Below are 12,339 nucleotides of genomic sequence, written 5' to 3' on the forward strand. Positions count from 1 at the left end.
GATACGGAGAACCATTTCTTGTCCGCTCGCCCCGTCGTGCTTGTCGTCGTTCCCGGAGATGAGAACTACCGCAGCTACTGCCTAGAGCAGGTCGCTGACGCCTACGATGTCGTGCTGCTCACCGGCACCGAACCGTCGTGGGAGAAGCCGCACATCACCGATCACGCCGTCGTGGATCTCAGCGATCCTGCCGCGCTGCTGGCAGGGGGCCAGGCTCTGGCCGGACGCCACGACCTCGCCGGTGTCATGACCTGGGACGAGTGGAGCCTCGTTCCGACCGCCCGTCTCGCCCGCCAGCTCGGTTTCTCCGCTACCGCACCCGAAGTGATGCAGGGATGCCGGAACAAGGCCCGCTCCCGCTCCCTCTTCGCCCGCCACGGCGTGCCCTCGGCCGCTTCCGTGAGCGTGCGTACCGGTCAGGAAGCCGAGGCTGCCGCCGAACGGATCGGATACCCCGTGGTGCTGAAGCCCGCCTCCCACGCAGGTGCCATCGGCGTGCTCCGCGTCGACGACCGCGACCAGCTCACGGCCGCCTACCAGGCAGCCGAACGGACCGCCGGTCAGGGCACGGAGAGCACCAGCGTTCTCGTCGAGGAGTTCCTCGACGGGCCGGAGATCTCGGTGGAGTGCGTCACCTACCGCGGCACCACCACGGTGGTCGCGGTCAACCGCAAGACCATCAGTCCTCCGCCGCACTTCGAGCAGCTCGTGCACTGCATCGACGCCGCCGATCCGATTCTCAACCTGGTTGCACCCACCGCCCGGGCCGCCGTCAAGGCTCTGGGGATCACCAACGGCGTCAGCCACATCGAGATGCGCCTCGTCCACGGCCGGCCGCGCCTCATCGAGGTCAACGGCCGCCTCGCCGGGGACATGATCGGCCACCTCGTCCGCCTCGCCACCGGTATCGACCTGCCGCGCGCTGCCGCCGACCTGGCCTGCGGCCGGGGCCCCGACTTGACCCCCACCCGCTCCCGAGCTGCCGCCATCGGCCTGATCTATCCTGACGCCTCCGGCACGCTCACCCACCTCCGTCACGCAGGGCCTCGCCCTCCGTGGCTGGACCGGCTGCACTTCCAGCGCCGCCCCGGAGACCGGGTCGTCCTCCCACAGGACGGTGGCACCCTGTTTACTGCCCGAGCCGGCTTCTACATCGTCACCGGCCGCAACACCGCCGAGGTCACCGAGCGCCTCGACACCGTGGCCGACGAGATCACCGTCACCACGCAGGTCGACCGATGAGCTACCAGTCCGATCCGGGCCACGACATCGATGGCGACGTCTACGTCTCCCCGCGCTACCTCGCCGGCCTCGGCGACAACATCGACTCCAGCTTCCAGCCAGTCGACACCTGGCCGCACCACCGCACGGACGGGGAGTGCCAGCTCCTGATCGCTTCACCGGACCACCGCATCAGGATTGGCTGGTTCGGCGATTACTTCGACGTATGGAAGATCAGCGCAGCCGAGAACGCTGTCGCAGCCCCTCGTTGGACGGTTGGCATCAGCGACAAGATGCCGCTTGAGATCGTCCGCGACTTCATCCACGCCCTGGCAAGTGAGTGGGACGAGGACAGCGAGAGCTTCCTGACGGACCCCTCCTACAGGTGGAGCGAAGCGGTCCAGCCTCTGCTTGACGCAGGCTGGGAGCGGAAGCCAGTCACCCGTGGCGTGATCGAAATCGTCTCCCCAGACCAGCTCGCCGGCGCCAGCATCGACGTCGTCAGCTGCGATCCCGATGCCGAAGTGGTGACGCTGTGGGCCGGGCGAGGCAGGTATCCGCTGCGCGCCGAGGCGAATTTCACCGCCCGTACTCCGAAGCGGCTCATCGCCGCCATGGCCGCCTCCTTCGTCGCACCGGATCCCATCCTTCGCTACCAGGCCGATCTGAGCCCCGAACTCGCCCAGTTCGCTCAGCTCACCCCCGTCGAGCCCCCGAAGCCACCCGCACCCACCCCGCTCGACGTTCAGCAGGCAGCTGCCGCGCGCCGCCCACCCGCGCTCGGCACACGCAGCGTCCCACGCTGGAGCACCACCACGCTCCCACCGGCCGTGGCCGGTGCCGCCCTGCCCGCCAGGCGCTCCGGTCCCCTTCGCTGACCGCACAGATCTCCTTCGTCCGAGAGAGGCCCTTTGGCCCTGCACGTTCAGCAGTTCTTCGACGATGTCCTCGAACTGCCATTTGATCGATACGCCGTCGTCGGCGACGCCCTGTACGCCGCCCCCCATCCGAACTCGCCGCTGCGGCTGCGGATCGACTTCGCCCCGACCATCCGCCACGGCGAGTACAACGGACTGCGCCTGCGCGTCATCCACCCCGAGCAGGGCGTCCTCGACACCGCAATCCTCCGCTTCGCCGACCACGGCACCTTCGAACGCCGCGATGCCGCCCGCGGTCTGGTGGCCGGCCGCGACGGCTACGCCGTCATCCGTGACTGGCACGCCAACAGCAGCCAGCCGCCGTGGCACGGCGCGGACAGCATGGGGCTGCGTACTGCCATCGAGCAGTACGCCCACGTCTGGTTCCCGCCCGCTGCCACGCCCCGACCGGCAGCCCGCCCTGTCGCCCAACCGGCAGCCACCACCGGGGTCTCTCCCCGTAGCCGCTGAACCGCTCGCTTCACCCCGGAGTACTGGATGCCCCCGCCCCGCTGGCTTCCCTCGCCCCTACGATCACCGGCGCCGTCCGCCGCAACCCACGGCCCGCCTCCACCGCCGGGCCCGAACGGCTTCTGGCTCACCGACCCGAACTTTCGTGACCGGCTGCACAGCGCGACGCTGACCCTCCTCGACAACGTCGAAGACTGCCTGAACGATGACGTCCCCCTCACCGAGATCCTCGACGGCGCCCGCGACCACGCCGAGCACATGCTCGGCGTGCCCGGCACGTACGGCGTCCTCGTCGAAGCCGAGGCCGCCGCGCAGATCGTCCAGGCCGCCGGCCTGGACGCAGGATCCCCCTTCGGACTGGGCATCGCACAGGGCCTGGCCGGCATCGAGCAACTGCCCCCCGAGCAGCAACAGCAACTCGTCCGTGCCGCCGCCCGCCGCTACGCGATCACCGCACCCTCCCGCGCAGCCAGCGGACCGCCTCCGTCACCCCCGCGCCCGGCACCGGGGCGTTCCCGCTGAACAACGACCTGCTCGCCCACCTTGTCTGTCCCGTCTGTATCTCCTGGAGAGCTCCTTCTTGCGCATCCGTTCCGCTCGCACCCTCCCTGTCGCTGCCGCCGTCGCCGCAACGGTGACCGGCACCCTGTCCTGGGCGCCGGCCGCCTCGGCCCAGAGCACCGATCCCACCCCGTCCGCATCCGCGTCCTCGACTCCGCGCAACGCGGCCGAGCCTGAGACCGGTGGTGTGACCGTCCTGAAGAAGGACCCCGGCGGCGACGTGCTCGCCGGTGCGTCCTTCACCCTCATCGACTCCGCGGGCAAGGAGGCCGCCAACGGCAAGACCGACGCCCAGGGGAAGCTCGCCTTCAAGGACCTCGCACCCGGCATCTACCGACTCAAGGAGGTCTCCAGCGGCAGCTCACTGCACGACAAGGTCGACGACCAAGACGTCATCGTCACCCCCGGCACGAACACATCGCTTACGATCGTCGACCCGTTCAAGCCGGCCTCGGTCTTGCTGAAGGCCAAGGACGACAAGACAGGCAAACTGCTGCCCGGATCCACGGTCAACATCGGCAGCGGCGACAAGACCCTGCTCACGCTGACCACCGGATCCGACGGCACGGCCACCGGCAAGCTGCCCATCAACTCCCGTGCCAGCACGGACTTCTGGGTCAAGCAGGTGAAGGCGCCCGCTGGCTACGACATCTACAAGCCCGCAAAGGAGTTCGAGGCCAAGCCGGGTGATCCGGTGACGGTGACCACGACCAACGCCAAGACCGCGACCACCTCGCCGCCGACGGAGAAGCCGACGGAGAAGCCGACCGACGAGCCCACCGAGAAGCCGAGCGACAAGCTCTCCCCGGACAAGCCCGGCAAGGGCGAGAACTCCCCAGCTCCTTCCGCCTCGGACACCCCGACCCCCGACGAGACCGTGTCGAGCACCGCGGCGCCTGCCCCCGAGGGCGCGCTCGCACGCACCGGCGCCGACGCCACCCCGTGGCTGATCGGCGGCGCCAGCCTTCTGATCGCCGCAGGAGGAGGCGCCCTCTTCGCGGCCTGCCGACGTCGCACGTGCGACTCCACTGACGAGAACTAGCCGGTCCCGCCACACTGCTGTAGGCCCTCGGAATCACTATGATTCCGAGGGCCTTTGCGTTGGTGCGCGGAGACGGGCAGGCGGATCGCTCGCAACCGGAGCACCATCCGACCGTGCAGCTCGGCTCTGGAGGGCAGCCCCTGGGTCCTACCGGGCCCGGAAGAGGATTGCTAGGAGCCGTTCGGCACACGCCCTGACCTGGGGTTCAGGATGGGCCAGTGCCACGGAGAACAGCACCGTCAGGAGTGCCCACAGCGGGCTAGCGAAGGCCAGGAACTGAGCATCAGTCGTCATGCGCCGGAAGGTACCCGAAATGGGCCCGCTTTGGCGTGTACCTGCCCAAGGGGGGTGAGTTTACCTAAAAGCGTCATATCGAAGTCCCGCTGGTCAGGCGCACCCAGGGTCATCGCCCCTCGATGTCCGATGCCGCCTTGGTCCAAGTTTGTCCGTGGCGGGTCTCACATGGCCTGCTGGGTTCAACCGCGCGATGGCTGCGTGTCACCCCCCTTATGGGTCGAACCGTTGTGCCCGTGCCCGCGTTCACGGTCAGGAGTGGACCTGCCGCCCCTTTGGTGTCGCGCGATACCGAACGCCAGCGCGAACGCGCAGGGGTCCGGCAGACTGCCGCAGGGAATGAAGTTCTCGCACATGAGGAGCTGCCCATGGCTGAATCGATCGTTGTCCCGAGCCCGTGGACGGGTCGTTGCCAGTGCGGCGACCATGCGTACGAGGCGTCCGGCATCCCGGACGACCCCCACACCTGTTTCCCTGATGATTGAGTGAGTTCAAGGAGCTCACAGGGGTGGCAGATGGACGAGTGGTGGCTGGTGTTTGTGCCGGATCCGGAGCGGTGGGGCCCGCTGCCGGAGGAAGGTGTGCCGGCGGTCCGCGACTTGCGATCACTCCGGTCGTCAACGCCATCCGCGTCCTGGAACGCATCGTCCCCAAGGGCGAGCTCTTGTTCAGCTCCACCCACCACGACATCGTCTCCCAGCGAAGGCGCCACGGTGCGCTGAAGCGGGCCACGCTGGATCGTCGCGTCGAGAGAACCTCGTGTCGTGGATCAACCAGGAGGCCACTGCTCAGGTCCTGCCGGGTCAACGTGTACCGGAGGACCCGCACGGCAACCTTGGATTGAGCCGTCTGCGCAGAACCCTGGCCTGGCACATCGCCCGCCGGCCCGGTGGCCTGGTCGTCCTCGCCATCCAGTACGAACACATGCGCACCGCCCTGGATGCCCGTATGTCCAGCGGCTACGGCAGCCGCGAGCGTAGAGGCTTCTACGGAGAACTCGACGTCGAGACCGCCTCGCCACAGCGACCACCGCCGCACGTCTGCGCGACGCCACGGCGGCCGGCGAGAAGATCTCCGGCCCGGCAGCGCGGCGGGCAATTGTCGGAGCGGCCTCGATCTCCAGCTTCGAAGGCGCCCTGACCACCCCGAAGGCCGCCGCCAAGTTCCTCGCGCGCGATGGCCTCGTCCTCTTCGACAACCCGGACTCGTTCCTCATATGCGCCTTCAAGCGGGACACGGCCCTGTGCGATCCGGATCCCGGGGCGACGGCACCCAACCAGTTCGCCTGCCAGCCCGGCTGCGGCAACGCGATCCGCACCGACAGCCACGCGCAGGCAGCACGGGAGCACGCTGATCGGCTCGATGCGAAGGCAGCCCTCGTGCCCCAGCCCCTGGGCGACCGGCTTCGCCGAACAGCCGGCCGCTTCGGTGCACTCGCCGACGCCCACGACTCCGCCGCCCAATCCGCCGAGGAGGCCATCGCATGAACCAGCAGCACGAGGACGAACGCACCCGCATCCGCGCGGCCATCGACCGCCTCCTGGCCGGACAGCCCACCAGCTCCAACGGCAGCCTCACCGCGGTCGCGCTCGCCGCGGAAGCCGGTGTCCACCGCATGGCGCTGCAAAAGCGCCACGCCGACCTCAAGGAGGAGTTCTACGCGCGGGTGCGTACGGAAACGCACCAGACGCCGGAAGTCGAAAAGCGGCTTCGCACAGAGGTCGTCCGCCTGAAGGAAGCTCTCAAGGACTCCCGGGCTGCCGAGGCAGCCTCCCGGCATCGGGCGGAGCAGATGGCCCTCGTGGCAGCCGTCCTCATCCTCCGGCAACCTGACCGCCAGGACCAGCCTGCCCCCGACAACGTCTTCCCGCTTCGCCCGTCCGGCAACTAAAGAGAGCCAGCCATCACGCGGCGACGCCGAGTTCCTTGCGGGTCCGGTGGATGAACTCGCGGACAGCCGGCTCGCGCCGTCAGGGCGCGAGAGCGGCATTGAACTCGCGGACATGGTCCTCGGCCCGGCTCAACTGGACGCGGGCGAGAATGTCGACGACCGCGCCGCCGGACTCCTCGTCGAGTAGACCGACATGGGAGCGGGCTCTCCCTCTACCTGCACGCCCTGTCGCTGGCCCGGCGGCGTTCCTTTGGGCCGCGCGCTTGTGGATGTGCTGGTTCGGAACTGATGCGGGGGCCCGGGGTGTCATGCTGGGCGGGTCGAGGGGGCCAACGTCGTTGGCCTCCAGGGATGTTCGCTCCGTCGCGGGTATGTCCCGGTGGCGGTGGCCGGGGGCGGTGAACACGCGGCGCCCTGGGGTCGCCCCTCCGACACCCTGACGCGGGGCGGGCCTCGAAGAAGGGTTGAGGCACCTGATGTCCTCACGTTCCGTGTTACGCCCGTCGCGTCTGCGACTCAGATTCTCCGCGCTGGTCGCCGCCGGCGCGCTCGCTATCACCGGGCTGGTCGCACTGCCCGCCCCCGCCGCGCATGCGCTGGCGCCCGCCCCGGTGGCTTACGTCGCCGACCTGGACGACAACACCGTGAGGGCGCTCGACACGGCCACCAATACGGTGGTCGCGACGATCCCCGTGGGTTCCTCCCCGCTCGGTGTGGTGGTGTCCCCGGACGGTGTGTCCGTCTACGCCGCGAACAACGGTTCGTCCTCGGTGTCGGTGATCGACACGGCCACCAACGCCGTCACCGCGACCGTCGCGGTCGGCGCCGGACCCGTCAAGCTCGCACTGTCCCCGGACGGCGGCACCCTCTACACCGCCAACTCCGGTGCGAACACCGTCTCCGTCGTCGACACTACGACCAACGCGGTCACCGGTACCGTCGCGGTCGGGGCCCTCCCGTTCGGCATCGCGCTCTCCCCGGACGGGTCCCGCGCCTACGTCTCCAACAACAACGGCAACACGGTTTCGGTGATCGACACCACCAGCAACACCGTCACCGCCACCGTCGGCGTCGGCCAGAAGCCGAACGTCATCAAGGTGACCCCGGACGGCACCCGCGCCTATGTCGGCAACCAGAACTCGCACAACGTCTCGGTGATCGACACCGCCACCGACACCGTCACCGCGACCGTCCCGGTCGGTATCGGCCCGTTCGGCCTCTCGCTGTCCCCGGACGGCACCCGCGCCTACGCCAGCAACAACAGCGATTCCTCAGTCTCGGTGATCGACACCGCCACCAACACCGTCGCCGCCACCGTCGGCGTCGGCAACGGACCCTTCGAGTCCGCGGCCACCCCCGACGGCACCTCGGTGTACGTCCCCAACGGCTACGACGGCACCATGTCGGTCATCGACACCGCCACCAACACCGTCACCGCCACCTTTCCGCTCGGCCCCTTCCCCTACGCAGTCGCCTTCGCCCCCGCCCCTACCGCGGTACCCGCTGCGGACCTGACCGTGGCCGTCACCGACTCCGCCGACCCCGTCAACGCCGGCGCCCCGCTCACCTATACCACCACCGTCAACAACAACGGCCCTGACACCGCCACGGGCACCACGGCCACGATCACCCTCTCCGGCGCCGCCCGCACCATCACCTCCGCGAGCACATCCCAGGGCTCCTGCGCCGTCACCGCGCCGACCGTCACGTGCGCACTGGGCACGGTCGCCGACGGCGCGTCGGCCACCATCACCGTGAACGTGACCCCGGCCGCCGTCGGCACCCTGACCGCCACCACCACCGCCAACGCCACCGAGACCGACCCGGCCCCCGGTAACAACACCGCGGCCCAGTCCACCACCGTCGCCGCCCCACCGACCGCGGACGTCGACGTCGATCTCACCGCCCAGCCGCGGCTGGGCATCCTGGCGCCCTACATCACCTACACCCTCACCGCCCGCAACACCGGCCCCGACCCGGTCACCTCCGCGACCGTGAAGGCGGTACTCCCGCCGGGCGCCGCAGCCACCAACCTCTCCACCGGATGCACCACCACCGGCACCACGGTGACCTGCACCTACGGGGCCATCGCCAACGGTGCGAGCGTCAACAAGACCTTCCGTGTCCCGCTCGGCCTGCTGACCCTGGGCCCGGTCACGGTCACTGGCCAACGCACCGCCTCCGCACCCACCGACACCAACACCGCCAACGACACCGCCGCCGTCACCTGCAACGCGCTGTCCATCGTGCTCGTCACCTGCCCCTGACACCGGCCAGGCGATGAACCCGGCCACCCGACGCCGTTGCCCCCGCCGACCCAGAAGCCGGCGGGGGTCCGCCACCACGCCGTCACCCCTCGCGCAGGGGATTCCGGTGCGACGGGTGACGGACGAGTGCGTGCCGGGCGAGGGCTCGAACGGGTTCGCCGGTTCCACCCAGGAGTCGGCGAACCCCGCCAGAGCGTCAGCACTCACCAGCAGAGAGCGCGGCCATGAGCAGGACTGGCAGGTTCCAGTCGTCGCCGTCCCCGCTCACCGCGGCACCGCCCGCGTCACCGTGCCGGGCCAGTGTCGACCGCGCCCCGCCGCCTGCTGCCGCAGCGACGCGTTCCGACGCCGGCTGCTCGTCCTGGGAGGCCCGGGGTGCGCGGTCGCCGGCGTGGTGGAGCGCTCCCCGTTGCCCAGCGGAGGATGCGGGACCAGCGTGCTGCTCTCGGCTCGTCGGCAGGCATCGGGGAGCAATCATGTGCTGACTGGGCTACCTCTGGAAACGGAACCCGCAGCTCAACGGGCGAGCGGGCGTGAACCACAGCACCTCGTCGCCACAAGCCGGCAGAGCATGTGGTCATGGGGGGCGCGCGGATTGCTGCGTACTCACCAGCTAGCGCGCGGGCATGCCTTCGCCTCCCATCCTCCGCCGGAAACCCGCAGCTCAGCAGCAAGACCGGGTATAGAGGACCGCGGCGGATGGGGGCGCATGGTCGGCCGGAGCGACTTCCGTCCGGGAACACTGAATCCCTACCTGATGTTCACATCAGCCTCACGACTGCGGTTCGTGATTCTGTGCGCTTCTGACGGAAGTGCGGTGTCACCTCCACGATGGCTCCGGTTCAGACCGCCCGTACCTGGCGGCGTACACGGGCCGGGGTCCAACCGGTCTTCTTCGCGCGCCAGGTCTGCCGTCGGCGGGCCCGGGCGCTCCTTGGGAAGGACATCCATGTTCGGCAGACCCAGAGCCCTGCTCCGCCTGTTGATACCTGCGTTGCTCGCCGCCGGCGCCCTGGTGCCGCTGTCGGCAGGCACAGCTTCCGCCGTGTCCCCGATCTGCGTGAGCGGCACGTTGCAGTTCGACTACCAGTCCGCCGAGGCGGGCACCTCGAAGCCGACCCTCACCCGAGGCGCCCGTAACGCCTCGGTCGAGCTCTGGGGCCGGGAGCTGGCGACCGAGACCGACCACAAGCTGAACACCGGCACGCAGCTCACCGGTGCGGCCGACGGCTCGTTCAACCTCTGCTACACCCCCGTCAACACCACCACGATGAACCACCTCTTCGTGCGGTTCGCCACCCGCAGCAACCAGGTGTGGAGGGTCGCCAACTCCTCCGGAACGGTCTACACCCACGACACTCCGACACTGACGAACGTATCGGCGAACGTCGCCCTCGGCGCCGTCAACCCCACCGTCTCGGACCGGGCCTGGCACGCCTTCGACACCGTCAACCTGCTCTGGTCGCAACGCGCCAACTCGACCACACCCTGCTGGACGACCGCAGAGAACAACGCCGCGACCTGCACCACACTGACGCTGCGCTGGCAGACCGGCTCCAACAACGGCCCGTACTACGACCTGGCCAACAACATCTACCTGGCCGAGGGCGACCCGGACTCCGAGCACACCGTGCTGCACGAGGCGGGACACTTCTTCCAGCACCGGCTCTACAACAGCAACTGGCCCACCATCACCAACTGCAACCCGCACTTCATCCATCTGACGTCGTCCGCCACCTGCGCCTGGACCGAGGGCTTCGGCGACGCGGTGGCCGCCTACCTCCTGGGCGACCAGCGCTACGTGTTCCCGAACGGCGACTCCACCTCGTTCACCCACACCGCGGGCTGGCAGACCGGCGACCATGTGCAGGGCAACGTGGCCGCGTCACTGCTCCAGCTGTGGAACCAGGTGGACGGAAGCTGGAACCGCAGCATCACCACCCTGTCCGCGAACACACCCTCCACCTTCTACGACTGGTTCAAGTATGTCCGGCCGACGGCCGTCCCGCCGCTGTCCACCACCGGCTCCGCGCTGACCGCCCTGGACGCACACGCCATCAACTACGGTCCCACGGTCGTCGACAGCAACGCCTACCACGCGCTCAGCAACGGCGGCGGCGTCGCCCTCCAGCGGGGAGCGGGCTGCAGCCTCGCCATCTCCGGGGTGGCCCAGTTCGCCGCCCTGGACACCTCCCGGGCATCCCAGCGCTGGAAGTTCACCGCCAACAGCGACGGCACCGTACGCGTCTACGACAGCTGCCCGGTCTCGCTGACCCTGACCGCACCGACCACCGCCGGCGGCCAGATCTCCCTCCAGGCCATCAGCCTCGGTGCCGCCAACCAGCGCTGGCAGGTGACACGGAACGCGGTCGGCACCTACACCCTGACCAACCCGGCCACCGGATTCGTCCTGGACGGCAACGCCACCGCCGGCCAGGCGGTCACCGCCAACACCGCATCCGCCGCCTCGACCAGCCAGAACTGGGCGTCGGTCTTCTCCACCACCTGACACCGCCCGCACCCCGGTGACCCCGACCACCGGACCGGAACCATGACAAGGCGGTCCGGCTCGCGGACCCAACGTCGGCGCGTGCCGACGTTGGGTCCGCGAGCATTTCCCTCTGTTCTGACGCACAAGCGCTGAGATGTTTGGTTTCCGGGTGGGGGTACTCAAAGGGGCAGGCAGTCGGCGTACGCGGCTGCTGAGGTGCTGGACGGTCGGGGCAACAGCTCCCGGTGCCACCCCTACGTCCGGGGCTGCTCCAGCCCCGATGTACCCCCGCATGCCGTGCGCGGGGACCAGCGTCGCCCGCCCTGACCACGACCCTCCAGCAAGGCCAGCAGGCGTACAGCACGGTCCTCGGCGGGTAGAAGCCGCAAGCGCCGACTGCGCCCGATCCCATGCTCGGGCCCCCGCGCCCTCCACACCCGCCCTGTTCTCCGCCCTGGGACCGAGCGAAATCCCAGGGCTTACTCCTTCGTGGCCGTGCTGGAGCCGGGTTCCACGTCGTGGACCGCGATCCCGGACGCGGTCCGGCTCGGCCCGACGGACGACGCGACCGCGGTCACCGCCTCCCAACTCCGAGGGGTCGTTGAACGGCTCATCGCCGCTGGCCAGTGGCAGGCCGGGAATCCGGACATTGTGATCGTCAGCGATGCCGGCTACGACGTCACCCGCCTGGCCTGGGTCCTGCGCGACCTGCCGGTCGAGCTGGTCGGCCGGGTCCGCTCCGACCGCGTGATGCAGCTGCCGAAGCCACCGAAGGCGCCCGGCGTCAACGGCCGGCCGCCCAAGCACGGACCGGAGTTCCGCTTCACCAAGCCGGAGACCTGGCCCGAGCCCGCGATCACCACGGTCACCGACACCACCAACTACGGCGAGGCCGAAACTCAGGCATGGGACCGGGTCCGCCCCCGGCTCACCCATCGCTCCTCATGGCTCGACCACGACGTCGAACTGCCCTTGGTCGAGGGCACGTTGATGCGGCTGATGGTCGGGCATCTGTCGAAGGATCGGGATGCTCCACCACTGTGGTTATGGTCCTCTAAGCTTGTTCTTTAACCTTGGGCTGGCCCCTGCCGTTTGGCCCGCTCGCGGGCCAGTGGCAGAGTGAGCCGGATGATCGGACACCTGTACACCGTCGTCATCGACTGCCCCGACCCGGACGAGCTCGC

At 69.2% G+C, this 12,339-nt stretch carries 11 protein-coding genes and 1 pseudogene; 11 read left to right on the forward strand and 1 reads right to left on the reverse strand.

Features of this window, described 5'->3' with window-relative positions; genetic code table 11:
- Positions 1 to 18 precede the first annotated feature (18 nt).
- The 5 genes from RM812_RS33085 to RM812_RS33105 are packed head-to-tail and all read left to right on the forward strand — an operon-like array spanning position 19 to position 4,212.
- Positions 19 to 1,242 carry an ATP-grasp domain-containing protein gene (locus RM812_RS33085; protein ID WP_311581095.1) on the forward strand — a complete coding sequence of 408 codons (1,224 nt, stop codon included), beginning with the start codon at positions 19 to 21 and terminating at the stop codon, positions 1,240 to 1,242.
- Complete coding sequence (locus RM812_RS33090) at positions 1,239 to 2,099, forward strand: DUF317 domain-containing protein (RefSeq protein ID WP_311581098.1); 861 nt, start codon at positions 1,239 to 1,241, stop codon at positions 2,097 to 2,099. The genes RM812_RS33085 and RM812_RS33090 overlap by 4 nt, the downstream gene beginning before the upstream one ends.
- A 33-nt stretch (positions 2,100 to 2,132) precedes the next feature.
- A complete protein-coding gene (locus RM812_RS33095; RefSeq protein WP_311581102.1) occupies positions 2,133 to 2,609 on the forward strand; it encodes a hypothetical protein in 477 nt (158 codons plus the stop codon).
- Positions 2,610 to 2,636: 27 nt separating this feature from the next.
- Positions 2,637 to 3,131, forward strand: a complete 495-nt coding sequence (locus tag RM812_RS33100; RefSeq protein WP_311581105.1) for a hypothetical protein — start codon at positions 2,637 to 2,639, stop codon at positions 3,129 to 3,131.
- Between the two features lie 58 nt (positions 3,132 to 3,189).
- Positions 3,190 to 4,212 (forward strand): SpaA isopeptide-forming pilin-related protein, encoded by a 1,023-nt coding sequence (locus tag RM812_RS33105; protein ID WP_311581108.1) that lies wholly within the window; start codon positions 3,190 to 3,192, stop codon positions 4,210 to 4,212.
- 147 nt (positions 4,213 to 4,359) lie between these two features.
- Here the strand turns inward: RM812_RS33105 and RM812_RS33110 are convergent, their stop codons facing one another.
- Positions 4,360 to 4,506: a hypothetical protein gene (locus RM812_RS33110; protein ID WP_311581111.1), complete on the reverse strand. Its 147-nt coding sequence runs from the start codon at positions 4,504 to 4,506 to the stop codon at positions 4,360 to 4,362.
- 759 nt (positions 4,507 to 5,265) lie between these two features.
- On the opposite strand from RM812_RS33110, the gene RM812_RS33115 reads away from it, so the two are divergent.
- The 6 genes and pseudogenes from RM812_RS33115 to RM812_RS33140 form a co-directional block, all read left to right on the forward strand.
- Positions 5,266 to 5,646, forward strand: coding sequence for a hypothetical protein (locus RM812_RS33115; protein ID WP_311581114.1), 381 nt, complete (start codon positions 5,266 to 5,268; stop codon positions 5,644 to 5,646).
- 343 nt (positions 5,647 to 5,989) lie between these two features.
- A complete protein-coding gene (locus RM812_RS33120; RefSeq protein ID WP_311581117.1) occupies positions 5,990 to 6,397 on the forward strand; it encodes a hypothetical protein in 408 nt (135 codons plus the stop codon).
- 46 nt (positions 6,398 to 6,443) lie between these two features.
- Positions 6,444 to 6,584: a hypothetical protein gene (locus RM812_RS33125; RefSeq protein ID WP_311581120.1), complete on the forward strand. Its 141-nt coding sequence runs from the start codon at positions 6,444 to 6,446 to the stop codon at positions 6,582 to 6,584.
- Positions 6,585 to 6,888: 304 nt separating this feature from the next.
- Positions 6,889 to 8,664 carry a YVTN family beta-propeller repeat protein gene (locus tag RM812_RS33130; protein WP_311581124.1) on the forward strand — a complete coding sequence of 592 codons (1,776 nt, stop codon included), beginning with the start codon at positions 6,889 to 6,891 and terminating at the stop codon, positions 8,662 to 8,664.
- A gap of 949 nt (positions 8,665 to 9,613) precedes the next feature.
- Positions 9,614 to 11,173: an RICIN domain-containing protein gene (locus RM812_RS33135; RefSeq protein WP_311581127.1), complete on the forward strand. Its 1,560-nt coding sequence runs from the start codon at positions 9,614 to 9,616 to the stop codon at positions 11,171 to 11,173.
- Positions 11,174 to 11,635: 462 nt separating this feature from the next.
- Positions 11,636 to 12,214 (forward strand): annotated as a pseudogene (locus tag RM812_RS33140) (transposase); the annotation flags it as partial.
- Positions 12,215 to 12,339 lie beyond the last annotated feature (125 nt).

This window comes from Streptomyces lancefieldiae (assembly GCF_031845825.1).
Lineage (GTDB): Bacteria > Actinomycetota > Actinomycetes > Streptomycetales > Streptomycetaceae > Streptomyces > Streptomyces lancefieldiae.

Bases quoted from the DNA above. Each gene is read 5' to 3' on its own strand.
- RM812_RS33090 (WP_311581098.1), top strand. From the start codon at position 1,239: ATGAGCTACCAGTCCGATCCGGGCCACGACATCGATGGCGACGTCTAC.
- RM812_RS33100 (WP_311581105.1), top strand. From the start codon at position 2,637: ATGCCCCCGCCCCGCTGGCTTCCCTCGCCCCTACGATCACCGGCGCCG.
- RM812_RS33110 (WP_311581111.1), bottom strand. From the start codon at position 4,506: ATGACGACTGATGCTCAGTTCCTGGCCTTCGCTAGCCCGCTGTGGGCA.
- RM812_RS33120 (WP_311581117.1), top strand. From the start codon at position 5,990: ATGAACCAGCAGCACGAGGACGAACGCACCCGCATCCGCGCGGCCATC.
- RM812_RS33135 (WP_311581127.1), top strand. From the start codon at position 9,614: ATGTTCGGCAGACCCAGAGCCCTGCTCCGCCTGTTGATACCTGCGTTG.